Source organism: Streptomyces sp. URMC 127, assembly GCF_051386535.1.
Taxonomy (GTDB): Bacteria; Actinomycetota; Actinomycetes; order Streptomycetales; family Streptomycetaceae; genus Streptomyces.
Window position 1 is genome coordinate 1 of sequence record NZ_JBPQTW010000014.1, and the last position, 23974, is coordinate 23974.

The following is a 23974-nucleotide window of genomic DNA, read 5'->3' on the forward strand; positions in this document are numbered from 1 at the left end:
GCCCGGCATGAGGCCCGGCATGAGGCCCGGCATGAGGCCCGGCATGAGGCCCGGCATGAGGCCCGGCATGAGGCCCGGCATGAGGCCCGCGCTCAGCGCGCTGGGCCGCATGAGGCGGTGGGGCGGGGGGCCGCGGTCCGGACAGCGCGGGAAGGGTGAGACGGGGTTTCGCTCGGGCTCTCAGTGCCCCGCGCCCGGGACGACCAAGCCGCTCTCATAGGCGACCACGACCGCTTGGGCGCGGCTGCACAGGCCGAGCTTGGCCATGGCGCGGTTGAGGTGGGTCTTGACGGTGGCCTCGCTGATCACGAGTTCGGCGGCGATTTCCGCGTTGGACAGGCCTCGTGCGGTGTGCCGCAGCACCTCGAGCTCGCGGCCGGTGAGCGCGTCGAGGGCGGTTCCGGGCGGGGCGGAGGCGCCGGTGTCCGTCCGCCGGGTGAAGGCTTCGACAAGGCGGCGGGTGACGCTGGGTGCGAAGAGCGTGTCGCCTCCTGCGACCGCCGTGACGGCGGCCAGGAGCCGCTGCGGTCCGGCGTCCTTGAGCAGGAAGCCGGCGGCGCCTGCACGCAGGGCCGCGTACACGTACTCGTCGAGGTCGAAGGTCGTGAGCACCAGGACGCGGGGGGCGGGGGGCGGTGCCTCGCGCAGGATCCGTTCCGTGGCGGTGATGCCGCTGATGTCGGGCATCCGGATGTCCATGAGGATCACGTCCGGCCGGTGCTCTGCGGCGAGCGCCACGGCCTCCTCGCCGCCGGACGCCTCGGCGACGACCTCCATGCCGGGGGCTGCGCGCAGCAGCGCGGCGACACCGGCGCGGATGAGGATCTGGTCGTCCACAACGAGGACGCGGATGCTGCTGCCGGGTCCGCCCGCCTCAGGCGCCTGGGTCTCGCCGGACTTGCCCGTCATCCCCCGCCGTCCTTCTCCCGCGCACCGCCGGCTGCAAAGGGAGGGTGAGCCGGACCTCGAAGCCGCCCTCGTCCCGCGGTCCTGCGGCCAGGGTTCCCCCGTAGATCCTGGCGCGCTCGCGCATACCGATCAACCCGTGCCCGCCCGGCGGCCCCGGGATGGCCGGAACGTTTCCCCGCCCTTCGTCGGTGACCCGTACCGACAGCTCGTGCGCCAGGAACGTGATGTGGACCGCGGCCCGGGCGGGGCGGGCGTGCTTGATGACGTTCGTCAGCGCCTCCTGGATGACTCGGTAGGCGCACAAGTCCGGTCCCGGGGCGAGCGGACGCCGCTCCCCCGCGATCCGCAGTTCCACGTCAACGCCTGCCGCCCGTACGCGCTCGGCCATGTCCTCGAGCCTGTCCAGGCCGGGCGTCGGCTGGTAGGGGCCCTCCTGGCCGGCGGTCTCCCCGACGCCTTCCGGGCCGACGCGCAGCACCGCCAGGAGCCGGCGAAGCTCCTCGAGGGCCTCGCCGCTGGCGGCCGAGATCGCGCCGAGCGCCCCGTGCGCGGTGCCGGGATCGGCGGTGAAGACGTAGTGCGCGAGGCCCGCTTGGACGGAGATCACGGACATGTGGTGGGCGACCACGTCGTGCAGTTCGCGGGCGATACGGACGCGCTCCTCGGCGACGGCCCGGCGGGCGTTCTCCTCGCGCTCGCGCCGCAGTTGGCCGGTCAGCTCGGACAGCGCGCGGTTACGGTCCCCGAGCTTGCGGGCGTTCTCGCCGAACTTCCACATGATGAACGGCACGACGAGGGCTTGGGCGACGGCCGTCGCCGGGGCGTTGCTGCCGGAGAGCAACGCCCCCGCCACCCACACCCCTGCGAAGGCGGCTCCGCAGGCCGCGGCGCAGACCGTACGGCGCATGGCCGCGACCGTGTACAGCGCCAGCATCAGGGCGGCGCTGTTGACGACCGGCCAGAATCCGGCAGCGATGTACCACAGCCACAGGGCGGTGGCGCCGGTGAAGACCACCACGGGGGCGCTGCGGCGAGCGGCGACGAGGAGGTTGATGACACAGATCAGCGTGTAGCCCAGGGCGTCGGGCCGGTCCCAGTACCAGCCTTCCGGCGGGCGCTCGCCGGCGAGCAGCAGCGCCACGACGGTGAAGCCGACCGCCAGCGCCACGTCCAGCGCCGCCCTCGGCCGGCCCGCAGCATGTCCTCGCAGCGCCCGAACGGTCCGCACCGCCGCAGCGTAGCCAGCCTGGTGACGGCTCGGCATCGGTCGGACGGAGGCTGTCACGGCTACCGCGCAGGGTGGAGAGCGCCGAGCGGCTACTGCGTGGGTTGAGGGAGGAATTCCACCCGTTACGGGACGACCGGTGCGCGGGCGCTCCGTAACGTCGGTGGGGTCGGCCCGGCAGCGGTCACGGGGGACGGGCCGGCAGGACGGGGGAACCACGGGGGAACACAGTGCGCTCCGTGCTCCGGGGCGGGGTTACGGGGCGCACTGTGCGGATACGGGGGCGACGAATCCGGTGCATGAGGCGGAGACATAAGGCCGCCTCATGCCCCCGCATGGAGCCGCAGCTGTCGTCAGCATGAGGCCGTCCTGCGCACTGCGGCGCGCATGAGGCCACGACGCATGAGGCAGCCGCGCCGCATGAGGCCGCGAGGCTCGCACGGGGCAGCAGCCTCTTACGCGCGGGCTCAGCGGTCAGTCGCCGACGGTCAGCACGATCTTGCCGGCGGTGCGGCCGGTCTCCCCGATCTCATGCGCCTTGGCCGCCTCGGCGAGAGGCAGGACTGCGGCAATCTCGGTGCGCAGCCGCCCGGACTCCACAAGCTCGCTGATGCCCTGCAGGCCCGCAAGGTCGGGCTCGACCATCATGCGCACGGCGCGGATGCCGCGTTCGCTCGCCTCGGCGAAGACCGGCTGCTCCAGAGGGAGCAGCGAGACGAGCGTTCCACCGGAGCGCAGGGTGCGCAGGGAGCGGGCGGGGTAGTCGCCGCTGATGGACTCCACGACGACGTCCAGGTCCTTCAGTTCCTCGGCGAAGTCCTGCTCGCGGTAGTCGATGAGCTCATCCGCGCCGAGGCTGCGCAGGAAGTCGTGCTTGGCGGCGCTGGCCGTACCGATGACGTAGGCGCCTCGTGCCTTGGCGATCTGGACGGCGAGGTGGCCGACGCCGCCCGCTGCGGCGTGGATGAGGACGCGCTGGCCCTCCGTGACCCGGGCGGTGTCGACAACGGCCTGCCAGGCGGTGAGGGCGGCGAGGGGCAGGGCAGCGGCCTGCACGTGGTCCAGGCCCCGGGGCTTGGGGGCGAAGTGCCGGGAAGGGGCGGTGACGTACTCGGCGTAAGCGCCTGCCGGGTGGGGGAAGCGCGGCATGCCGTAGACCTCGTCCCCCGGGGCGTACAAGGTCACGCCGTCGCCGATCGCCTCGACCACGCCCGACACGTCGAAGCCGAGGCCGAACGGCGGGGTTTCGCCCGGGTAGTAGTAGCCGCGCGCGCGGGTCTTCCAGTCGGCCGGGTTGACCCCTGCTGCCCGCACTCGCACCAGGATCTCGGTGGGGCCCGGCGTGGGGCGGTCGGTCTCGACCAGTTCCAGCACCTCGGGACCGCCGGCGGTCTCCTGGCGGATGGCGTGCATGCGGGCGGGGCTCGCGGTCATGGTGGCGCTCCTTGCAGTCGTGCCGTTCGCTTCGATGCCTCAAGGCTCGCCGAGTTCGGGGACGACAACGAGTGGCTCGACTGCCATGCTCCGCAAGGATCGGGCCATCGCATCGAGGGGCAGCCGGAACGCCGACGGCCGGGGCGCGCTCCATGCGCGCCCCGGCCGTGCGGTGCGACTCTGCCTGCTACTGCGTGCGGGCTCGCGTCAGAGCGCCAGGCCCGTCAGTACGAGCACCCGCTCGTAGGTGTAGTCGTCCATTGCGTAGCGCACGCCCTCGCGCCCCACCCCGGACTGCTTGGCACCGCCGTAGGGCATCTGGTCCGCGCGGTACGACGGGACGTCGCCGATGATGACGCCACCGGTCTCCAGCGCACGGTGCGCCCGGAACGCCGTCTGCAGGTCGTGCGTGAAGACGCCGGCCTGCAGGCCGTACGGAGAGTCGTTGACCGCGGCGAACGCGGCTTCCTCGCCCTCGGCCTTGGTGATCGTCAGGACCGGCCCGAAGACCTCCTCACAGGCGATCGTCACGTCTGCCGGGACGTCCGCAAGTACGGTCGGAGCGTACGTTGCACCGTCGCGCTTGCCGCCCGTGAGCAGAGTGGCGCCGTTTTCCACAGCCTCGTTCACCCAGGACTCCACCCGCTTGGCGGCGTCCTCGCTGACCAGCGGGCCGACGTCCGTGGCGGCGTCCGACGGGTCACCGGTGACCTGGGCCTCGACGGCGGCGACGACCTTGGGCACGAGGCGCTCGTAGAGGGAGGCGTCCACGATGACCCGCTGCACCGAGATGCAGGACTGGCCGCCCTGGTAGTTGGAGAACGTCGCGATGCGCTGCGCGGCCCAGTCGAGGTCCTCCTCGGAGGACCAGTCGGCGAGGACGACCGCCGCACCGTTGCCGCCGAGTTCGAGGGTGACGTGCTTGCGCGGGGCCGAGTCGAGGATCGACCAGCCCACCGGGCCTGAACCGGTGAAGGAGATGACCGGGAGCCGCTCGTCCTGGACGAGGGCGGGCATGCGGTCGTTCGGGACCGGCAGCACGCTCCAGGAGCCCGCCGGCAGGTCCGTCTCGGCGAGGATCTCGCCCAGCACGAGGGAGGAGATCGGGGTCGCCGGAGCGGGCTTGAGGATGATCGGCGCGCCGACGGCGATCGCCGGGGCGACCTTGTGGGCACTCAGGTTCAGCGGGAAGTTGAACGGGGCGATGCCCAGCACGGTGCCGCGCGGGAAGCGGCGGGTCAGCGCCAGGCGGCCGGTGCCGCCCGCGTCGGTGTCCAGGCGCTGCGCGTCACCGGCGTTGAAGCGACGAGCCTCCTCGGCGGCCCAGCGGAAGACGGAGACGGCGCGGCCGACCTCGCCGCGGGCCCACTTGATGGGCTTGCCGTTCTCGGCGGAGATGAGCTGGGCTATCTCCTCGGCGCGCTCGGTGAGCCGCTTCGCGACGTGGTCGAGGGCGGCGGTCCGCACGTGGGCGGGTGTCGCCGCGAACTCCTCTCGTACGGCGTGCGCAGCGGCCACGGCCTCCTCGACCTGTGCCTCGGTGGGCACGCTCACGGTGCCGACGAGACGGCCGTCCCAGGAGTTCGTGACGTCAAAGGTCTCCTCGCCGGTGGCCTCGCGGCCGGCCAGCCAGAACGCGTGGGGAGCAGTCACAATCCCGGCCCTTCCCAAGTGGTGTGGATATTGCTCCCCCACCGTAGGTGCGGGGCGGCCGGGCGCCGATTGTCCGCGGTGGAGCAGTACCGCGGGAGGGGGCACCGCAATGGCGGGGTAGGGCCCCGGGACCTTCTGTCCGCCTCATGCCGCGGGGCCCCGCCCGCCTCATGCCCTCCCAAGGCCTCCGTTCGCCTCATGCCCTGCCCGGGGACCGCCCCATGACCGGACACCGACCGCCGGCCTTCGGCATCGAACGTCCGCAGCCGGCCAGAGGGCATGGGGCGCTACTGCTCGCCGCACGAGGCCGTCCCCGGCCTCCCGGCGATGAGGTCTGCCCGCCCGCATGAGGCCGCTGTCACCTCGGCATGAGGCCGCCGTCACTCCTGCCCTGAGGCCGCCGTCGCCTTCAAAGCCAGCCACAGCTCCATGCGTACGTCCGGGTCGTCGAGCGAGCGCCCGAGGATCTCCTCCACCCTGCGCATGCGGTAGCGCAGCGTGTGGCGGTGGACCCCGAGGTCCGCCGCGGCCGCGTCCCACTGGCCGTGGCGGGAGAGCCAGGCCCGCAGGGAGGCGACGAGGTCGCCGCGGCCTGTGGCGTCGTGTTCGTGCAGGGCCCGCAGCATGCCGTCCGCGAAGGCACGTACGGCGTCGTCCGCAAGGAGCGGCAGGACGGAGCCGGCGGCGACCTCCTCGTGTTCGACGAGGACCCTGCCTCGGCGGCGTGCGACGGACAGGGCCTGCTCCGCCTGGCGGAAGGCCGCCGCCGTGGCGATGGGTCCGGCGGGCGCAGAGAGGCCGATGACAAGGTCGCAAGCGGGTGCTGCGGCGCTGCGGTCCCGCGGACGGGTCTTCGTGCCGCGGCGGGCCTCTATGGCGCGGGCGTGCTCCCCGCACGAGGCCACCACAGCCCCGCCGTCGGGCGCAAGGACGACAAGCCGTCCGCCGTCCGGGACGATCAGCAGCGGCTCCGCCACCCGCCCCGCCGCGGTCTCCAGGGTGTCGGCGAGCACCGCGAGCGGGTCCACGGGGCCCCCGGCCTCCTCCTCCGATGCCGCAGCATCGGAATCGGCGGGCGTCTCCACTCCCTCGGCGACGATCACCCGGAACGGCGCGTCCAGCAGGCTGCCGTACAGGTCGCCGGCGACGGCCCGCGCGTGATCGGGTTCACCGGCGAGCAGCATGCGCAGCAGCGCCGCGCCCAGCCGTTGCTCCGCCTCCTGCAGGGCCCGGGAGCGCTCGGTGGTCAGGGTGAGCAGGGCGATGGCGGAGTGCACGGCGTAGCGTTCGGCGGTCCCCAGGGGCGCACCCGTACCGACGGCGAGGACGCCGCGTGCCCGCCGCCCGGAGCCGAGGGATTGCAGCTCGACCCGGTCGGCTCCCTCCTCGGCGGGGTCCGTGCCCAGCACGGCGGTCGCGGGCGCGGGGCGCTCCCTCAGCCGCTCGACATCCGCTCCGAGGCGCGCGGCACGGCGCGCGGCCCACTCGGGCGCTGCCGCGACGACGGCGCCTGAGGCGTCGTACAGCGCTGCCCAGCCGTCGAGGTGCGCGGCCAGCCTGGCGACGAGGGCGGCCGGGCCGTCCGGGCCGAGCGCGGCCCGCGTCAGCTCGCGCTGGGCCTCGAAGCCGGCGGTCACCGCCCGGTACTGGTCGGCCGCGATGGCTGCCGACACGGCCTTGGTGATGGCGATGAAGGGAGTGCGACGGGGCACCTCCAGCAGCGGCAGGCCCTCCGCGGCGGCAGCCGCGACCAGGGCGCCGGGCACCGTCTCGTAATTGACGCCGACCGCAAAGCCCAGGCCCACGACGCCGGCGCGCACGAGGCGGCGGACGTACTGCTGCATGGCCTCCGGGTCCTCCGCATCGATCTTCAATGCGGTGATCAGGAGCAGTTCGCCGCCGTCCATCCACGGCACCGGGTCCGCCAGCTCGCTGACGTGCGCCCAGCGGACCGGCCTGTCCAGCCGGTCCTGCCCCGCGAGCACGGTGAGTTTCAGCGCGGAGTGGTGGACGAGGGAAGCGAGCGTGGGGGGCATGGCACCTTCGGAGGGAGCGTCGCGGCAACAGTGCCGTCACGTATGAACTGCTGTGACCGATTCTGCCTCAGTGGAGCATTCACCGGGAACGCCGACGCTTCATCGAACGCTTCACCGAACGTTTCACCGCTGCAGATCGATCAGCACCGGAGGCGCACTGCTTCCCCGTACCGAGGTCACGGAGAGCACGGCGTGACCCGCGGGCACGCCGTGGGCCAGTTCGGAGGCGGACCACCGTTCCCGCTCCACCTTGCGCACCGTCACGGACTGTGCGGTGACCGCGCGCCCCGTGACCAGCCTGCGCACCACATGGGTGACCCGGGTCAGCGGCTCGTGGGCGATGACCTGGCGGTCGGTGACGTCGCGGGTCTCCACCCACTCCTTGCCCCACACCTCCGCAAAGCGCGCCCCGTCCCAGGTGGTGACCCCGGAGAACGCCATGCGGCAGCCCACCGCGCCCAGCAGCGCACTACGCAGGGACTCGGGCACGTCATCGAGTGTGCGGAGAGTGAGCAGCGCCCCGGCGTTCGCGGAACGGAGCCGCGCCAGGCCCCGGACCGCCTCAGGCGTGACGGCGTGGGTGGCGTCGTCGAGCACGAGGAAGGCGAAAAGGGAGCGGTCTCCCCGGGCGACCGCGCACTCCGTGAACTGAGCGAGGACGAGCCTGGCCAGCATCCGCGACGCCTCGGCGTGGCCGCGCTCGGGCAGGTCGATCCGGACGCGCAGCGGGTGCTCGAGGGCGCGCAGAGAGAAGGTGCGGGAGGGGTCGGTGGTGTCGAAGAAGCGGGCGAAGGCAGGGCGGTCGAGGAGCGCGAGGCGGTCGGCGAGCATGGGGCCGGCGTCGCCGGGGCGGTGCGCCTGGCGCTCCCGCGCGTCGACCTCCCGGACGAGGGCGTCCTGCCCCGCCTCCGTGAGGGCGGCACGAAGGGCGCCCATCGCGGAGGGCGAGCCGTCCAGGAGCTCCCGCAGTTCCGGGACGGACGGGAAGCGGCCGTGGGCGGCGCGGTAGGGGCCCAGGATCTGGGCCAGCACCGTCGCAGCCCGGCGTCCGCCCTCGCCCGGCAGCGCGGCGGTGAGGTCCCCCACGAGTCCTTCGGCGAGGACGGCGGCGGCCTCGTCGGGGTCGTCGGTGCCGCCGTACAGGTCGAGGTCGTACGCGGAGTCCTGCCTGCCGATCCGCACCACGACATCGAACGCCTCGTCGGGTGCCAGTCCCGCCCCCGCCGCGCCGACCGCGACGACGGCCGCCCGCCCGGCGAGAGCCTGCAGGCACTGCGACTCGAGCACGGGGCGGACCAGCCGGTCCGTCTTGCCGCTGCCGGGCGGCCCGACGGCGAGCAGGGACGTGCCGAGGAGGCCGGAGTCGAGGGCGTATCCGGCGCCTCGGTGCATGTAGGGGTTGCGCTCGTCGTCGACGGCAGCACCGATGCGCACCTGCCCGGTGACGAGGTCGTGGCGCGCGGCACGGACGGGCAGGTCCCGCGCGCCGGACGGGTGCGCGCAAGCGGCCGCCCCGTGCCGCAGAACGGTTTCGGTGAAGGCTGCGAGCCGGCCGGGCTGCGCGCGTACGGAGTGCCAGGCGCGCTCGATGCGGGCGTGGTCGACGTCGTTCATCAGCCCGGCGCGGGCCTCGGCGGCAAGCCGGTCGGCGGCCTCATGCGCGCCCGCGGCGCGGAGCTGCGGCCAGTCCGCCGGATCCTGGCGGGGACCGCCGCCCGCAGCGGCGGGGATGACCCCGCCGTCGTCCCACAGCCGCGCGAGCAGGGGTGCGACGTACCGCCGCCACACCTGGGGCCAGCGCCCCAGGCGGCCGAAGACGTAGACGAGCGCGCCGAGGCAGATGGCGTAGTAGGTGTAGATGGTCCACACCGCCGCCATGCCGTGGTGCCAGGAGTCGGGGGTCAGGACGGTCAGCGGCCAGAGCCAGTACGTGCCGAGGTAGCCGTTCCACAACAGCGAACCCAGCAGCCAGCCGCACAGGAGGGCGGTGACCGCTCCGCTGAGGAGCTGCCGCCCGGGGATGCGGTCCGGCTCCTCCGGCGGCTTGGGGCGGTAGCCGTACGCCCAGATGCCGGGCCCTGTGGAGACGCGCGACGCTCGGAGCCAGGTGAGGAACGGGGACCGGTCGCGCGGGACCGCCTCAGGCGCCCTGCCGGGTTGCCGGGGCACGGTACGGGGCCGGGGCGCGGCTTCCACAGGCATAGGGGGAGGCGCCCCGTGCGGCATGGGGGGCGCGGCATGAGGCATGGGCGGGGGCGCTGGAACGCCCGCCTGCTGCTGCGGCCGGGGCGGGGCGCCGGCTGCCGGAGCAGATGTGTCCGCCGCCCCGGGCGGGCCGCCTCGTGCGCCCGGTGCGTCGTACGTGCCCTCGTGCTCCATCGCTGCCCCTCGCCCCCGCCGGCCGGCTTCATGCTTGTCGTGTGAGTGCGCGCCGCAGCTCAATCTAGTGGGCTTCCTGGGGCGAGTTCAGCGGTCCGGGCCACGCTGTCGCCATGATCACCCGGGAAGGGGGCGGGCGGGTCCGGCACACCCCGCCATGTCCGGTACGGACAACGCGACGCGCCCACTTCTCCCGAACGGAACATGCCCGACCCGCACCGCCGCCCCTAGCCTGCGACTAAAAGTCCGTCCGAAGCCCGTTCTCTCCCCCTGGAGCACCTCATGACCGAACTGACCGGAGGCCCGGCCCTCCCCCAGGAGCGCCGCATCGTCACCGCGATCCCGGGCCCGAAGTCTCAGGAGCTGCTGGCCCGGAAGAACGCGGCTGTCGCAGGCGGCGTCGGCGTCACCCTGCCGGTGTTCACCAAGCGCGCCGGCGGCGGCGTGCTCGAGGACGTGGACGGCAACTCCCTGATCGACTTCGGCTCCGGCATCGCCGTGACCTCGGTCGGCAGCTCCGCCGAGGCCGTGGTGCGCCGTGCGACCGCGCAGCTCGCCGAGTTCACCCACACCTGTTTCATGGTCACGCCGTACGAGGGCTACGTGGAGGTCTGCGAGCAGCTCGCCGAGCTGACGCCGGGTGACCACGCCAAGAAGTCCGCGCTGTTCAACTCGGGCGCCGAGGCCGTCGAGAACGCGGTGAAGATCGCCCGCGCGTACACCAAGCGCCAGGCCGTCGTCGTCTTCGACCACGGCTACCACGGCCGTACGAACCTGACGATGGCGCTCACCGCCAAGAACATGCCGTACAAGCACGGCTTCGGGCCGTTCGCCCCCGAGGTCTACCGCGTGCCGGTGGCTTACGGCTACCGCTGGCCCACCGGTCCGGAGAACTGCGCCGAGGAGGCCGCCGCCCAGGCCATCGACGCTATGACCAAGCAGGTCGGCGCCGACAACATCGCCGCGATCATCATCGAGCCGGTGCTGGGCGAGGGCGGCTTCATCGAGCCCGCCAAGGGCTTCCTGCCGCGTATCGCGCAGTTCGCGAAGGACAACGGCATCGTCTTCGTGGCGGACGAGATCCAGTCCGGGTTCTGCCGCACGGGGCAGTGGTTCGCGTGCGAGGACGAGGGCATCGTGCCCGACCTGATCACCACCGCCAAGGGCATCGCGGGCGGTCTGCCGCTCGCCGCCGTGACCGGCCGCGCGGAGATCATGGACGCGGCGCACGCCGGCGGCCTGGGCGGCACCTACGGCGGCAACCCGGTCGCCTGCGCAGCGGCGCTCGGCTCGATCGAGACCATGCGCGAGCTGGACCTCAACGCGAAGGCCAAGCGCATCGAGGAGGTCATGAAGGGCCGTCTCTCCGCGATGCAGGAGAAGTCCGACATCATCGGCGACATCCGCGGCCGCGGTGCGATGATCGCGATCGAGCTGGTGAAGCCGGGCTCCAAGGACCCCAACCCGGAGGCCGCCGGCGCGCTCGCCAAGGCCTGCCACGCGGAGGGCCTGATCGTGCTCACCTGCGGCACGTACGGCAACGTCCTGCGCTTCCTGCCGCCGCTTGTCATCGGTGAGGACCTGCTCAACGAGGGCCTGGACATCATCGAGGCGGCCTTCGCCCGCCTGTAGGCACCACAGGGGGACGAGGGTGAAGAACCTGTGCGGAGCGGGTGGTGGAGGGGTGATCCGGCTGTCCGGACCGCCCGGCCTGCCGTACGGTTTCTGCAGATGAGAGAAACACCTCGTCCGCAGGTGACTGCGGACGGAGCCGAGCCGGTACGTCCCCAGTGCCGACCCGGCCGTGCCTTCGCGCACACCACTGGAGCCCTGCGCTCCGGACATCCTCACCGATCGGATGGCCGCCCGCCCCATACCCCCCGGGGCGCGCGGCACCCCGGTCCTCACGGCGGCCTCGGAACCTCCCCCCCTGTTCCGGGGCCGCCGGCATGGCGCCGCCTCATGCGCGGGATCTTTCCGGTGGGGTGCGTACTGCTCTTCCTTCTGATCGGCTGGCAGGTCGCGGCCCGGGGGCCCTTGCGGACTCTCGACGAGGAGCTCGGTCGTACGGTCGCGGAGTCGTCCGTCCCCAGCGGTGCTGCGCAGTTCCTCGCCGATCTCGGCAATGCGTCAGTGGCGGTGCCCGTTCTGGTCGCCGCCATGGTGGTCTCGGCGCTGCTGCACGGCCGGCACCGGTCCCGGCCGTGGCTGCCCGCTGTGTGGGCGGCCCTCGCCATGGCGGCCGTTCCGGCTGTGATCGTGCCGGTGAAGGCCTGGATCGGCCGCACGGGGCCGCCGGCCATGGCGGCGTCCGGGGTGCACGACGGCTTCTTTCCTTCGGGTCACACGGCCACTGCCGCTGTCGCGTACGGGGCTGCCCTGCTGCTGCTCCTGCCGCCCCGCGCCTTCTCGTCACGGCCGCGGCCCCATGCCGACGTCCCCCCGCCATCGCCTCGTGCGGCATGTGCGCGCATAGCGCCTCATGCGGGTTCTGCTGCCGTCAGCCCCCCGCCTCATGCACGCCCTTCCCGCCTGAGGCCCCTCAGCAGCCGCTACGCGCGCACGCGCGCGTGGGCAGCCTTTGCGTACGTCCTGCTGAACGCGGGCGTAGCAGTCGGCCTGGTGCGGTGCGGCTACCACTGGCCACTTGACGTGGTGGGCGCCTGGTGCCTGTCCGGCGTACTGCTGTGGGGGCTGGTGCAGGCCCTCAAGCGTCCCGTTCACGGGCAAGGATCACGGCCGCCTCATGCATCGACAGTTCCAGAAGCACCGGATCGGTGAGCGTGCCCGTACCGTCGGGCGGCACCACCCACCGGACGCCCGAGGCGGCGGCACGCCCGGGGTGAGGCACGACGATCCAGCTGCCGGTTCCTGCGGCACGCACCCCCGTGGCAACCCACCCGTCAGCGGTCCCAGGGGGCACGAAGAAGCCCATGCGGCAGTCGCCGAAATCCACCAGGACAGGCCCCACCCGCTCCGTACAGCGAGTGAGGATCTCCAGCGTGGGGCGGCCCAGCACGCTGGGGAGGATGAGGACGTCCCAGAGCCTGCCGGCGGGCAACAGCGCCACCCCCAGGGGGTTGCGCTCCCACTCCCACCGGCAGGTCTCCGGATCGGGTGCCGCCGTCGACAGCCACTCCACCGCCCTCAGCTTCCCCGCGTCGCCACTCATGGCACTGCCTCCGTTCCGTGTCCCTCGTTCTGCGTTCACGGATGGAGAGGCCCCGGAGCGCGGATCATTACGCGGGTTTCCGGGCCGAGTGGAGGCGAAGGGTTCACCGTCCGCAGGACGGCGTGCACCGGTGCGCAGAGAGGTGGTGCATGAGGCGCAAGGCAGGACGCACATGAGGCCGAGAGGAATGCGCCGCATGAGGCGGGGACGCAGGCCGGGCGCATGAGGCCGGACGCCCTCGCCGGCCCTCGCCGCATGAGGCCGACGCGCCGGACAGCGCACGGACCGGCGCCGGCCCCGCCCCACCACCCTCAGCTGTCGAAGCCCAGGCCGACCTTGTCCATCGCCTTGAGCCAGAGGTTGCGGCGGCCACCGTTCTCGTCGGCCTTCGTCATCGACCACTGGGTGATGCCGATGCCCATGGAGCGCACAGGCTCGGGCGGGAACGGCAGCGGCTTGCTGCGCACCATCTCCAGCTCTGTGCGCTGTGTGCGCTCCCCGGAGAGCAGGTCGAGCATCACGTCGGCACCGAAGCGGGTGGCACCGACGCCCAGACCCGTGTAGCCGAGGGCGTAGGCGACCTTGCCTCCGTGCGCCGTGCCGAAGAAGGCCGAGAAGCGCGAGCAGGTGTCGATGGCGCCGCCCCAGCTGTGGGTGAAGCGCACGTCCTCGAGCTGCGGGAAGCAGCGGAAGAAGTGCTCGGCAAGCTTCCGGTACGTGGCCGGGTGGTGGTCGTACTCCGACCGGACGCCGCCACCGTAGTGGTACACGATGTCGTAGCCGCCCCAGAGGATGCGGTGGTCGGGCGTGATGCGGAAGTAGTGGAAGTGGTTGGCGGCGTCCCCGAGCCCCTGCCGGCCCTTCCAGCCGACGGCGGCGAGCTGCTCGGCGTTCAGGGGCTCCGTCATCAGGGCGTAGTCGTAGACGGGCGCGATGTAGGGGCGGACGCGTTTTACGAGCGAGGGGAAGGCGTTGGTGCCCAGGGCGGCGTGGCGGGCGAAGACGCGCCCGTAAGGGGTGCGGACGGCGAGGCCGGCGGCGCGGGAGGACAGCTCCGTGCCGGGCGTGTGCTCGTAGATGCGTACCCCGAGCTCCGTGCAGGCGCGTTTGAGGCCCCATGCGAGCCGGGCGGGGTGCAGCATCGCGACCCCGTTGCGGTCCCAGAGGCCGGCCATGAAGGTCGGGGAGTGGACTTCGGCGCGCAGGGCGTCCCGGTCGAGGTATTCGTAGCCGGTGATGCCGAGAGCTTCGAGTTCCTCGGCGGCTTCCTGGAGCTCGTGCACCTGGTGCGGGGCGGTGGCGATGTCGATCTCGCCGGTGCGTTCGAAGTCGCAGTCGATGCCGTAGCGGGTGAGCGTGGCCTCGATGGCATCGAGATTCCCGAGGCCGAGCTCGTGGAGGGCGGGAAGCTCGTCGGGCCAGCGTGAGGCGCCGTTGGCCCACCCGTGGGTGAGGGAGGCGGAGCAGAAGCCGCCGTTGCGGCCAGAGGCCGCCCAGCCGGTCTCCTGGGCCTCGATGAGGACGACGTCCCGGCCTGGGTCGCGCTCCTTGGCGAGGAGCGCGGTCCAGAGTCCGGAGTATCCGCCGCCGACGACGAGCAGGTCGCAGTGCTCGTCGCCGACGAGCGCGGGGAGCGCCTCCGGCCGGGAGGGGTCGTCGAGCCAGTAGGGCCGGGGAGCGGCGTCGGAAAGTGCTTTGACAGGGTTCATGGCACGAGCGGCCATGTTCTCAGCTCCTTTTTCGGCGCCCGCCGATCAGTTGACCGGCCAGGACGCACAGCACGGCGATGGCGAACATCGCCGTTCCGATGACATTGATTTGAACGGGTGTGCCCCGTTGTGCGGCTCCCCAGACGAACATGGGGAAGGTCACAGTCGAGCCGGCGTTGAAGTTGGTGATGATGAAGTCGTCGAAGGACAGGGCGAAGGAGAGCAGGGCGCCCGCCACGATGCCGGGTGCGGCGATGGGGAGGGTCACCCGCAGGAAGGTCTGCAACGGGGTGGCGTAGAGGTCCTGGGCGGCCTGTTCGAGGCGGGGGTCCATGGACATCACGCGGGCCTTGACGGCCGTCACCACGAAGCTCAGGCAGAACGTGATGTGGGCGATCAGGATGGTCCAGAAGCCGAAGGTGACGCCCATGTTGAGGAACAGGGTGGCCATCGAAGCGGCCATGACGACCTCGGGCATGGCCATCGGCAGGAAGATCAGGGTGCTGACGGAGGAGCGGGCGCGGAAGCGGTAGCGGGCGAGCGCGAAGGCGATCGCCGTGCCCAGGACGGTGGCGCCGACGGTCGCCCAGACGGCGATCCGCAGGCTGAGCGAGAGGGAGCCGCAGAGGTCCGCGACGCCGCACGGGGCGGTCCAGGCGTCGGTGGAGAAGTGCTGCCACTCGTAGTTGAAGCGGCCGTTGGGCTTGTTGAACGAGAAGACGGTGACGACGACGTTGGGCAGGACGAGGTAGGCCAGGGTGGCCAGTCCGGCGAGGACGACGAGGTTGCGGCGGAGCCACCGCACGGGGCGGCTGGAGAGGACGGCCGGGCGGGCGGACAGGGCAGACATCAGACCAGGTCCTCCGTCCCGGACTTGCGGATGTAGACGGTGACCATGGCGAGGATGGCGGCCATGAGGATGAAGGACAGGGCGGCGGCGGTCGGGTAGTCCAGGACGCGCAGGAACTGGGACTGGATGACGTTGCCGATCATCTTCTGGTCGGTGGAGCCGAGCAGCTCGGCGTTGATGTAGTCGCCTGTGGCGGGGATGAAGGTGAGCAGCGTGCCGGCGACGACGCCGGGCATGGAGAGCGGAAGGGTCACCTTGCGGAAGGTCGTCAGCGGACGCGCGTAGAGGTCACCGGCCGCCTCGTGCAGCCGTGCGTCGATGCGCTCCAGGGAGGTGTACAGCGGCAGGATCATGAAGGGCAGGAAGTTGTAGGTCAGGCCGCAGACGACGGCGAGGGACGTGGCGAGGACGCGGTGCCCTTCGGTGATGCCGAGGGCGTCGGTGACGTCGAGGACGTGCAGGCTCGCGAGCGCGGAGACGACGGGGCCGCCGTCGGAGAGGATCGTCTTCCAGGCGAGGGTGCGGATCAGGAAGCTGGTGAAGAACGGCGCGATGACGAGGATCATCAGGACGTTCCGCCAGCGGCCGGCCTTGAAGGCGATGAGGTAGGCGAGCGGGTAGCCGAGGGCGAGGCAGAGCGCGGTGGCGGACGCGGCGTATGCCACGGAGCGCAGGAACTGGGGGTAGTACTCGGTCAGCGCGTCCCAGTACGTGGCGAAGTGCCAAGTGACCTGGAAGCCCTCTTCGAGGGAACCGGTCTGCACGGAGGTGGACGCCTGGTAGACGAGCGGGGCGGCGAAGAAGACGAGCAGCCAGAGGATGCCGGGGAGAAGGAGCCAGTACGGGGTGAGCTTCCCGCCTCGTGCGGCCGCACGGGGCGTCGCGCGGGGCGCGGGGGGCTCGTCGGTGACGAGTGCCATCAGGTGCCCTCCCCCGCGTCCGTGCCGGCCTCGATGCTCTGTGCGGCGTCCAGGCCGAAGCTGTGGCCGGGGTTCCAGTGCAGGACGACGTCGGCGCCCGGCACGAGGCGGCTGTCGCGCTCGATGTTCTGCTCGTATACGGAGAGCCCCTTGCCCACGGGGCTGTCGACGAGGTACTGGGTGGAGACGCCGATGAAGCTGGAGGCGGTGACGCGGCCCTGAACGCGGTTACGGCCCTCGGGGATGGTGCCGGCGTCGTCGGCGTGCGTGAGGGTGATCTTCTCCGGCCGTATCCCGACGAGGAGCTTCCCGCCCGCACGGGGGGCGGTGGTACATCGCGCACGGGGCAGGGCGAGTTTGGTATCCGCGGCGCGCAGGACGAGGTTCTCGCCGGAGGTGTCGAGGACCTCGGCGGTGATGAGGTTCGAGGTGCCCAGGAAGTTGGCGACGAAGGTGGTGCGGGGGGTCTCGTAGAGGTCGGCGGGGGCGCCGAGCTGCTCGACCCGGCCGGCGTTCATGACGGCGACGGTGTCCGCCATCGTCATGGCCTCCTCCTGGTCGTGGGTGACGTGGATGAAGGTGATGCCGACCTCGGTCTGGATGCGCTTGAGCTCGAGCTGCATCTGGCGCCGCAGCTTGAGGTCGAGAGCGCCGAGGGGCTCGTCGAGGAGGAGCACCTGGGGGTGGTTGATCAGCGCGCGGGCGACGGCGACGCGCTGCTGCTGGCCGCCTGAGAGCTGGTGGGGCTTGCGGCGGGCGAAGTCTCCGAGCTGGACGAGGTCGAGCATGTCGCCGACCTGCTTCTTGACGGACTTGATGCCGCGGCGGCGCAGCCCGAACGCGACGTTCTCGTAGATGTCGAGGTGCGGGAAGAGCGCGTAACTCTGGAAGACGGTGTTGACCGGGCGCTTGTGCGGCGGGAGGGCGGTGACGTCCTTGCCGGCCAGTTCCACGGTGCCGGTGGTGGGCTGCTCCAAGCCGGCGATCATGCGCAGGGTGGTGGTCTTGCCGCAGCCCGAGGCGCCGAGCAGGGCGAAGAAGGAGCCGGCGGGGACAGACAGATCGAGCGGGTGAACGGCGGTGAAGGCGCCGTAGCTCTTGCTGATGGCGGTGAGGCGGACGTCCGTGCCGCTGCTGCTGTCGGTCGGGGCGGTTGTTGTCATGGGTCTTCGGTCCAGGGGTCTCGAGGGCGTGAGCGCGCACGGCACGTACAGCCGCGTACGTTCTCATATGTCCGGGGCCGGGCGCCGCGCCGGTGGCCCGTTTCGCCGGTTCAGGCGCCGATGAGCCCGAAGAATGCGGCCTCGAATGCCATGCCTCGGCGGCGGTCAGCGGGCGTAAGGCGTGGCAGGCCTTCGCCGGCACCGCCTCTCCGGAACGGTCAGGCTGCTACGGGCCGGCTCCTTGCCCGTCTCCGCGAGTGCGTCCGGCAGCTCGGCGACCGGGCCGGCGTAACCGGTGGAGGTGGCGAGCCGTACGGCGGCCTTGGGATGGGAGTGGTGATCGGTGAGGCGCGCGGCGTTCCTCTGGTGGCGGGGGTTGCGGGGGACCAGAGGATTGTCCCTGGAAAGTGTGCGGTACGCGTCCTGTGCCGCGTGCCGCATGCCGGTGTCGTCAGCCCTGAGCCGCATGAGGCCCCTCACCCTCGCGTCGCAGGCGGCAGTGTCGCCCTTGCCGAAGGCGTACACAACCCTGAGATCGCGCATTGCAGGGCCCGGCCGTTCGCCGCAGTCCGGCGGCTGGTAGCGCTCCATGCGAGGTGCCCTTTCCATAACTCCGACGGGCTTTGATCGAGGATCTTGGCAGAGCAAACGGAGCCGAACAAGAGATTCTGTTGTTGCCTTTTAAATGCGCGACATGCGGATGGCTCCACGACCACTTGACTATGCGCTGCGTCAATCCGAATGCCGCATGAGCGACATGAGGGGGACGCCGCGGAAGGAAGCCCGCTCATGGCAAGTTTCCAGCCGTACGCACCACGCCGGCACCTTGGTCCGACTGCCGGTCGTGACCGGCATGGGCGGGGCAGACTCGGCTACGAAAACGCGCCTCTGCACCCATAGCTACCGCCGGACGGACCTGCACATGCCGCATTGCCGAGGGGCCACCACCACGGAAAGGGCACACCGGCGAATGCGCATTTCTGGATCGGACTCGCCGCAAGGAGGCATACGAGCACTGTGCTCCCGACCGGGCAGCATTCCCATGATTCAGGACCTGAAGGCCTAAAACAATTCGACCAGGGTTTCCCATTCAGCCGCCGGAACGAATGAAGCATCAGCCGAGCGAAAACACGGTGCGACGCCAGGGCTTCAGGCCACGGCGGCGTTGTCGAACATCACATGTTTGATCTGGGTGTACTCCTCCAGTGAATAGGCGGACGTGCCCTTCCCGTAGCCCGATGCCCGGTATCCCGCCGTGGGGCATCTCACTGACGATCGGGATGTGGTCGTTGATCCACACGCAACCTGCCTTGATCTCCCTGGTGGCCCGCCCCGTGCGGTAGACATCACGGCTCCATGCGGAAGCCGCCAGCCCGTACGGCGTGTCGTTGGCGAGCGCGATGCCCTCATCGTCGCTGCCGAAGGGCAGAACGAGGAGGAGCGTGGTGAGGCAGTAGGCACCATTGGCCAGTTCCCCCGCGGGCGCTGGACGTAGGCACGGGTGGCCGCGGTGCAGCCTGACCGCTGTTGATGACGGCGTCGGCGACCGCCCCGTGCACCGCGGATTCGAGATCTGCGTCGTCGAAGACGACGAACTGGGCCTTGCCGCCGAGTTCGAGGTGGAGCCGTTTGACCGTCCTGGTCGCGATCTCGGCGACCGCCGTCCGACTGCCGTGGAGCCCGTGAACGACGTCATGGCGACGGCCGGATGGCCCACGAGGCACTCCCCCGCGTCCGCGCCCGCTGCGCCGACGACGTTCACGACGCCGTCGGGGATGCCGGCCTCAGTGGCGGCCTGGGCGAACATCAGCGACGTCAGGGGCGTCAGCTTTGCAGGCTTGAGCACAACGGTGTTGCCCGCGGCGACGGCAGGGAGGACCTTCCAGGCGGCCATCTGGAGGGGGTAGGTCGGCGGTGTCACGGAACCGACGACACCGATGGGCTCGCGGCGTACGCAGGAGGTGTGGTCGCTGCTGTACTCACCGGCGGAGCAGCCTTCCAGGTGCCGCGCCGCACCCGCGAAGCAGGCGGCGTTGTCCACCGTCCCCGGCACATCGAACTCCGTGGTGAGGCGGATCGGCTTGCCGCACTGCAAGGACTCCGCCCGCGCGAACTCCACCGCACGGCGGGCGAGCACATCCGCGAAGCGGTGCAGTGCGTCGGAGCGCTCCCCGGGGGTCGCCCCGCCCCATGCAGGAAGAGCGGCTTCGGCGGCCGCCACAGCGGCGTCCACGCCCTCCGGACCAGCCGGCTCGTACCGGAGCGCCTCTTCGCCCGTTGCGGGGTCCACGACTGCGTGCGTAAGGCCCGAGGAGCCCGGGCGCAGCCGGCCGCCGATGTACTGCGCACCGCCGGCGAACCGCCCCGCCGCATCGAACCGTTGATCCGTCGCGACCATCGCACACTCCTCCGCCGACTGCGGCCCCATGCGGTTCCGATGCAGGAGCGCCAGGGCCGATCTTGGCAGAGGACTGCGCGACCAACAAGGGATTCCGTCGCAGTCACGGGCGTCTGCGACGGAATCGGTGTGGAGCGTGGGCCTCCGGCTACAGGCCGGCACCAAGGCCGAGAAGGCTCGCGAAGAACGCGAACCACAGCACAGGGAGAACGAGGGCCACGATGCCGAGGACGATGCCGGTGGTCGCGGCGCTCCTGTTGGTCGCCTCGCCCTTAGTGACCTTGGAGCGGCCGACGGCGCCGAAGATGATGCCGAGGATGCCCAGGATCAGGCCGAAGAACCACAGGAAGACGAGGAGGCTGCAAACGGCGCCGATGATGCCGCAGACGAGGCCGGCGGTGCCCATGCCGTTGCTGGGCTGCATGGGGCCCGCATAGCCGCCTGCGGGGTAAGCCTGGGCGGGCGGTGCGGAGGGGTAGCTGCTCTGCGCCGGGTAGGCGCTCGGGGCCTGTGCGGGATAGCCGCTCTGACCGGGGTAGCTGCTCTGCGCCGGCTGATTCGGGTAGCCGTAGCCGGGCTGCTGGGGCGGCACCGGGGGCTGCTGAGGCACCTGCTGCGGCGCCCCATAGGGATTCTGGTTGTAGTCAGACATGAAGAATGTCCCCTCCGTTGAACTGCGTCCGGCAATGCTATGGGGAACGGTCGGGCACGGTCAGCCGAGTTCAGGAGCCCGCGGAGGACGCAGAATGGCGGGCATGAAGATCCACGGGGACCAGCAGGGAGAGGAGCGCATGGAGCGGCGCACGGGGCAGCAGGAGGGGCGGCAGGCGGACGGCCCGCGTTCGGTGGCGGAGCTGACGGCGGCCGTCGCCCGCGGAGAGCGTTTCAAGTACGTCTACTTCTGGGGCCACCACCCACGGCGTGACGGGAGCATAGGAGCGAGCTGCTTCAGCCAGTGGTGGCCGTCGCCGTTCACCGTGGGCGGCACCGTCTACGCCACCGCCGAACACTGGATGATGGCGGGCAAGGCGCGGCTCTTCGGCGACGCCGAGGCGGAAGCGGAGGCGATCGCAGCCTCGCACCCCAAGCAGGCGAAGGATGCGGGGCGCAAGGTGCGCGGCTTCGACGAGGAGACGTGGCGGCGCCACCGCTTCGGACTGGTGGTGGAGGGCAGTCTCCACAAGTTCGCGCAGGACGCCGCCCTGAGCACCTACCTGCTCGGCACAGGCGACCGGGTGCTGGTGGAGGCCAGCCCGCTCGACCGGGTCTGGGGCATCGGGCTCGCCGCGGACGACGAGCGGGCCGGGGACCCGGCCCGCTGGCAGGGCGACAATCTCTTGGGGTTCGCGCTGATGGAGGCGCGTCAGCGGCTGGCCGAGCGGTCCACGACCAGCACCGGGGCGGACAGGTAGGCGCCGTAGGTCCCTCCGGGGTCGTCGTCGGGCGCCGGACCGTCGTTGTCGTCGACATCGATGTTGATGTACACGATGACCATCAGGACGGTGGCGACGAGCCCCACGCCCCCGAGGATCAGGCCGGCGAGCGCCTGCCCGGGGTTCGTGGCCTCCCCCTTGCGCGCTTTGATGCGCCCCACGGCGCCGAAGACCACCGCCAGGACGCCCAGGACCGCACCCAGGACGACGGTGGGAGCAAGCACCGTGCCGACGATGCCGAGCACCAGGGCCGCCAGCCCCATGCCGTTGCTGGGCACCGGCGGCACGTAGAACGGCGCGGCCGGATACCCGTACGAGCCAGGCTGGTAGGCACCCGGGCCGTAGGGACTCTGGGCATACGGTGGCGCCTGCATGCCGTAGGCGACGGGGCCGGGGGCTGCGGAGGGAGCGCCGGGCATTCCGTAAGGCGCCTGGCCGTAAGGGCCGCTCTGGTACGCGCTGGGTGTACCGGGCCCGGTCGGGGCGAGGGGCACGGGCGGGACGGTGCCCGGAGCGGCGGCGGGGGGCCTGGCCGAGGCCGCATGGGGCGCCTGCGGGGCTGCATGAGGCGCCGCCGGGGGCGCATGAGGCGGGACGACGGCATGAGGCGCAGGCCCGGCATGAGGCCGCGGAGGACCAGGCGCATGGGGCGCCGGAGCGCCACCAGTGTGCTGCCCGGCCGCCGGCTGCTCACCAGGCTTGTCGAGGGATATCCGCCGCTGCGGGGGCGGAGCCCAAGGGTCGGAGTCCCGCGGCTCCGGCTGCTCGCCTGCCCCGGTGGCCTTGTCGGACATAGCCCTCCCCAGTCGATACCCCGTCATGCTAAGGCCTGAGCACAGAGGCCGCGCACGCCCCGCATACGATGAACGGCACCCGTCGACCGGCTCCGGCCGACCGCGCACTGGAGGCACGCATGTCCGTACTCGACTCGTTCATCGCCGGGCTCCCGAAGGCCGAGCTCCACGTGCACCACGTCGGGTCGGCGTCCCCCCGCATCGTCTCCGAGCTGGCCGCGCGCCACCCCGATTCGCCCGTGCCGACCGACCCCGAAGCGCTGGCCGACTTCTTCACCTTCCGCGACTTCGCCCACTTCATCGAGGTCTACCTCTCGGTCGTCGACCTGATCCGCGACGCGGAGGACGTGCGGCTGCTCACGTACGAGGTCGCACGCGACATGGCGCGGCAGAACATCCGCTACGCCGAGCTGACCGTCACCCCCTTCAGCTCGACGCGGCGTGGCATTCCCGATGCCGCCTTCGTGGAGGCCATCGAGGACGCCCGCAAGGCGGCCGAGACGGAGCTGGGCGTCGTGCTGCGCTGGTGCTTCGACATCCCGGGCGAGGCGGGCCTGGAGGCCGCGGAGGAGACCACGCGCATCGCTTGTGACCTCAAGCCCGAGGGGCTGGTCTCCTTCGGGCTGGGCGGGCCGGAGATCGGGGTGCCCAGGCCCCAGTTCAAGCCGTACTTCGACCGGGCCATCGCCGCGGGGCTGCACAGTGTGCCGCACGCCGGCGAGACGACGGGCCCGCAGACCATCTGGGACGCCCTGGTGGACCTGCGCGCCGAGCGCATCGGTCACGGCACCAGTGCCCCCCAGGACCCGGACCTGCTGGCTCACCTGGCCGAGCGCCGCATCCCTCTGGAGGTCTGCCCCACGTCGAACCTCGCCACCCGCGCCGTGGCCGACCTGGAGCAGCACCCCATAAAGGACATGGTGGCCGCGGGCGTCCTGGTGACGGTCAACAGCGACGACCCGCCCATGTTCGGCACCGACCTCAACCGCGAGTACGGGGTCGCCGCTCGTCTCCTGGAGCTCGACGCGGCGGGCGTCGCCGGCCTCGCCAAGAACGCCGTGGAGGCATCGTTCATGGATGAGGCGGGCAAGGCTGCGCTCCGGGCCGAGATCGACGCGTACACCGCCGCCTGGCGGGGCTGACGCTCCCAGGCGCACGCTGCGGCGACAATGGGCAGCATGTCCAGTCCGAACTCCCCTGGCATGGAAGCCCGGACCGTAACTGCTGTCGCCCACCGCGGCGACCCGTACCGGTTCCGGGAGAACACCCTCTCCTCGGTCCGGTCGGCGCTGGAGGCCGGCGCGGGGGCGGTGGAGGTCGACGTCCGCCTCACGCGCGACGGCGTGCCCGTGCTGCTGCACGACGCGACGCTGGAGCGCCTGTGGGGCTTCACGCGGTTCCTGGACTCACTGTCCGCGGACGAGCTGCGGGAGCTGACCGGCGGCGGCGTGCCCACCCTGCGTGAGGCCCTGCGCCTCGGCGCGGGACACTCGGGGCCGCGGCTGTTCATCGACCTGCCGGACGCGTCAGCGGCCGAGGCGGCGGTCGCCGAAGTGCACGCCGGCGGGGCAGCCGGACGGGTCTACTACTGCGGCGGGGCGGCGTCGATGCTGGCGGTGCGGCGCGCGGACGCGGATGCGGAGACCGCCTTGACGTGGACGACACTGATGCCGCCGCGCCGTGCGCTGCTCACCGCGGTCGCTCCACGCTGGCTGAATTACCGTTTCGGTCTGGTGAGTCCCGAGCTCGTGGCCCGCAATCACGCCGACGGGCTGCTGGTGTCGGCCTGGACCGCTGACACCCGGTTCACGATGCGGCGGCTGATCGCGGCGGGCGTCGATGCGATCACCACAAACCGGGTCGGCACACTGCGTACGCTGCTCCCGGGCTGACGCTTAC

At 71.6% G+C, this 23974-nt stretch carries 19 protein-coding genes and 1 pseudogene; 5 read left to right on the forward strand and 15 right to left on the reverse strand.

The features are described 5' to 3' along the window. Positions 1 to 180 precede the first annotated feature (180 nt). The 6 genes from ACSNOH_RS05650 to ACSNOH_RS05675 form a co-directional block, all read right to left on the reverse strand. Entirely contained in the window at positions 181 to 909 is a 729-nt protein-coding gene (locus ACSNOH_RS05650) for a response regulator (RefSeq protein WP_436720076.1), read from the reverse strand. Further along, a complete protein-coding gene (locus ACSNOH_RS05655) occupies positions 875 to 2137 on the reverse strand; it encodes a sensor histidine kinase (protein WP_436720077.1) in 1263 nt (420 codons plus the stop codon). Before ACSNOH_RS05655 ends, ACSNOH_RS05650 begins: the two co-directional genes overlap by 35 nt. 471 nt (positions 2138 to 2608) lie before the next feature. Further along, positions 2609 to 3568: an NADP-dependent oxidoreductase gene (locus tag ACSNOH_RS05660; protein ID WP_436720078.1), complete on the reverse strand. Its 960-nt coding sequence runs from the start codon at positions 3566 to 3568 to the stop codon at positions 2609 to 2611. A 207-nt stretch (positions 3569 to 3775) separates the two neighbouring features. Next, positions 3776 to 5221 carry an aldehyde dehydrogenase family protein gene (locus tag ACSNOH_RS05665; protein ID WP_436720079.1) on the reverse strand — a complete coding sequence of 482 codons (1446 nt, stop codon included), beginning with the start codon at positions 5219 to 5221 and terminating at the stop codon, positions 3776 to 3778. A gap of 380 nt (positions 5222 to 5601) precedes the next feature. Then, positions 5602 to 7257: a PucR family transcriptional regulator gene (locus ACSNOH_RS05670; protein WP_436720080.1), complete on the reverse strand. Its 1656-nt coding sequence runs from the start codon at positions 7255 to 7257 to the stop codon at positions 5602 to 5604. A 123-nt stretch (positions 7258 to 7380) separates the two neighbouring features. Next, positions 7381 to 9636 carry an ATP-binding protein gene (locus ACSNOH_RS05675; protein WP_436720081.1) on the reverse strand — a complete coding sequence of 752 codons (2256 nt, stop codon included), beginning with the start codon at positions 9634 to 9636 and terminating at the stop codon, positions 7381 to 7383. 282 nt (positions 9637 to 9918) lie between these two features. On the opposite strand from ACSNOH_RS05675, the gene gabT reads away from it, so the two are divergent. Both gabT and ACSNOH_RS05685 read left to right on the forward strand, forming a co-directional pair. Next, a complete protein-coding gene (gene gabT, locus ACSNOH_RS05680) occupies positions 9919 to 11268 on the forward strand; it encodes a 4-aminobutyrate--2-oxoglutarate transaminase (protein ID WP_436720082.1) in 1350 nt (449 codons plus the stop codon). A gap of 603 nt (positions 11269 to 11871) precedes the next feature. Further along, entirely contained in the window at positions 11872 to 12417 is a 546-nt protein-coding gene (locus ACSNOH_RS05685) for a phosphatase PAP2 family protein (RefSeq protein ID WP_436720122.1), read from the forward strand. On the opposite strand, the gene ACSNOH_RS05690 is transcribed toward ACSNOH_RS05685, so the two are convergent. The 8 genes and pseudogenes from ACSNOH_RS05690 to ACSNOH_RS05725 form a co-directional block, all read right to left on the reverse strand. After that, positions 12344 to 12808: a hypothetical protein gene (locus ACSNOH_RS05690; protein ID WP_436720083.1), complete on the reverse strand. Its 465-nt coding sequence runs from the start codon at positions 12806 to 12808 to the stop codon at positions 12344 to 12346. The genes ACSNOH_RS05685 and ACSNOH_RS05690 overlap by 74 nt on opposite strands. A 311-nt stretch (positions 12809 to 13119) precedes the next feature. Next, a complete protein-coding gene (locus ACSNOH_RS05695) occupies positions 13120 to 14532 on the reverse strand; it encodes an NAD(P)/FAD-dependent oxidoreductase (RefSeq protein WP_436720084.1) in 1413 nt (470 codons plus the stop codon). 4 nt (positions 14533 to 14536) lie between these two features. After that, positions 14537 to 15367: an ABC transporter permease gene (locus ACSNOH_RS05700; RefSeq protein WP_436720085.1), complete on the reverse strand. Its 831-nt coding sequence runs from the start codon at positions 15365 to 15367 to the stop codon at positions 14537 to 14539. Next, on the reverse strand, positions 15367 to 16287 hold the full coding sequence (locus tag ACSNOH_RS05705; RefSeq protein WP_436720086.1) for an ABC transporter permease: 921 nt from the start codon (positions 16285 to 16287) through the stop codon (positions 15367 to 15369). Before ACSNOH_RS05705 ends, ACSNOH_RS05700 begins: the two co-directional genes overlap by 1 nt. After that, on the reverse strand, positions 16287 to 17450 hold the full coding sequence (locus ACSNOH_RS05710) for an ABC transporter ATP-binding protein (protein ID WP_436720087.1): 1164 nt from the start codon (positions 17448 to 17450) through the stop codon (positions 16287 to 16289). Before ACSNOH_RS05710 ends, ACSNOH_RS05705 begins: the two co-directional genes overlap by 1 nt. Before the next feature lie 165 nt (positions 17451 to 17615). Continuing rightward, positions 17616 to 17918: a hypothetical protein gene (locus ACSNOH_RS05715; RefSeq protein ID WP_436720088.1), complete on the reverse strand. Its 303-nt coding sequence runs from the start codon at positions 17916 to 17918 to the stop codon at positions 17616 to 17618. 646 nt (positions 17919 to 18564) lie between these two features. After that, a pseudogene (locus tag ACSNOH_RS05720) lies at positions 18565 to 19848 on the reverse strand (aldehyde dehydrogenase family protein). Positions 19849 to 19996: 148 nt separating this feature from the next. Continuing rightward, entirely contained in the window at positions 19997 to 20500 is a 504-nt protein-coding gene (locus ACSNOH_RS05725) for a DUF4190 domain-containing protein (RefSeq protein ID WP_436720089.1), read from the reverse strand. A 139-nt stretch (positions 20501 to 20639) separates the two neighbouring features. Here ACSNOH_RS05725 and ACSNOH_RS05730 point away from each other — a divergent pair, with 139 nt between their 5' ends. Next, the gene (locus ACSNOH_RS05730; RefSeq protein WP_436720123.1) at positions 20640 to 21260 is read left to right on the forward strand and encodes an NADAR family protein; all 621 of its coding nucleotides are present in this window, start codon (positions 20640 to 20642) and stop codon (positions 21258 to 21260) included. Here the strand turns inward: ACSNOH_RS05730 and ACSNOH_RS05735 are convergent. After that, on the reverse strand, positions 21212 to 21700 hold the full coding sequence (locus tag ACSNOH_RS05735; RefSeq protein WP_436720090.1) for a DUF4190 domain-containing protein: 489 nt from the start codon (positions 21698 to 21700) through the stop codon (positions 21212 to 21214). The genes ACSNOH_RS05730 and ACSNOH_RS05735 overlap by 49 nt on opposite strands. Before the next feature lie 494 nt (positions 21701 to 22194). Here ACSNOH_RS05735 and ACSNOH_RS05740 point away from each other — a divergent pair, with 494 nt between their 5' ends. Next, a complete protein-coding gene (locus ACSNOH_RS05740) occupies positions 22195 to 23217 on the forward strand; it encodes an adenosine deaminase (protein WP_436720091.1) in 1023 nt (340 codons plus the stop codon). Between the two features lie 36 nt (positions 23218 to 23253). Beyond that, a complete protein-coding gene (locus ACSNOH_RS05745) occupies positions 23254 to 23967 on the forward strand; it encodes a glycerophosphodiester phosphodiesterase (protein WP_436720092.1) in 714 nt (237 codons plus the stop codon). The last annotated feature ends 7 nt before the right edge of the window (positions 23968 to 23974 follow it).

Excerpts from the sequence above, each read along its gene's own strand:
- ACSNOH_RS05730 (WP_436720123.1), top strand. The coding sequence starts at position 20,640 with ATGGAGCGGCGCACGGGGCAGCAGGAGGGGCGGCAGGCGGACGGCCCG.
- ACSNOH_RS05675 (WP_436720081.1), bottom strand. The coding sequence starts at position 9,636 with ATGGAGCACGAGGGCACGTACGACGCACCGGGCGCACGAGGCGGCCCG.
- ACSNOH_RS05745 (WP_436720092.1), top strand. The coding sequence starts at position 23,254 with ATGTCCAGTCCGAACTCCCCTGGCATGGAAGCCCGGACCGTAACTGCT.
- ACSNOH_RS05715 (WP_436720088.1), bottom strand. The coding sequence starts at position 17,918 with ATGCGGCTCAGGGCTGACGACACCGGCATGCGGCACGCGGCACAGGAC.
- ACSNOH_RS05660 (WP_436720078.1), bottom strand. The coding sequence starts at position 3,568 with ATGACCGCGAGCCCCGCCCGCATGCACGCCATCCGCCAGGAGACCGCC.
- gabT (WP_436720082.1), top strand. The coding sequence starts at position 9,919 with ATGACCGAACTGACCGGAGGCCCGGCCCTCCCCCAGGAGCGCCGCATC.
- ACSNOH_RS05710 (WP_436720087.1), bottom strand. The coding sequence starts at position 17,450 with ATGACAACAACCGCCCCGACCGACAGCAGCAGCGGCACGGACGTCCGC.
- ACSNOH_RS05705 (WP_436720086.1), bottom strand. The coding sequence starts at position 16,287 with ATGGCACTCGTCACCGACGAGCCCCCCGCGCCCCGCGCGACGCCCCGT.
- ACSNOH_RS05685 (WP_436720122.1), top strand. The coding sequence starts at position 11,872 with ATGGCGGCCGTTCCGGCTGTGATCGTGCCGGTGAAGGCCTGGATCGGC.
- ACSNOH_RS05700 (WP_436720085.1), bottom strand. The coding sequence starts at position 15,367 with ATGTCTGCCCTGTCCGCCCGCCCGGCCGTCCTCTCCAGCCGCCCCGTG.
- ACSNOH_RS05695 (WP_436720084.1), bottom strand. The coding sequence starts at position 14,532 with ATGGCCGCTCGTGCCATGAACCCTGTCAAAGCACTTTCCGACGCCGCT.
- ACSNOH_RS05735 (WP_436720090.1), bottom strand. The coding sequence starts at position 21,700 with ATGCCCGGCGCTCCCTCCGCAGCCCCCGGCCCCGTCGCCTACGGCATG.
- ACSNOH_RS05740 (WP_436720091.1), top strand. The coding sequence starts at position 22,195 with ATGTCCGTACTCGACTCGTTCATCGCCGGGCTCCCGAAGGCCGAGCTC.
- ACSNOH_RS05670 (WP_436720080.1), bottom strand. The coding sequence starts at position 7,257 with ATGCCCCCCACGCTCGCTTCCCTCGTCCACCACTCCGCGCTGAAACTC.
- ACSNOH_RS05650 (WP_436720076.1), bottom strand. The coding sequence starts at position 909 with ATGACGGGCAAGTCCGGCGAGACCCAGGCGCCTGAGGCGGGCGGACCC.
- ACSNOH_RS05725 (WP_436720089.1), bottom strand. The coding sequence starts at position 20,500 with ATGTCTGACTACAACCAGAATCCCTATGGGGCGCCGCAGCAGGTGCCT.
- ACSNOH_RS05690 (WP_436720083.1), bottom strand. The coding sequence starts at position 12,808 with ATGAGTGGCGACGCGGGGAAGCTGAGGGCGGTGGAGTGGCTGTCGACG.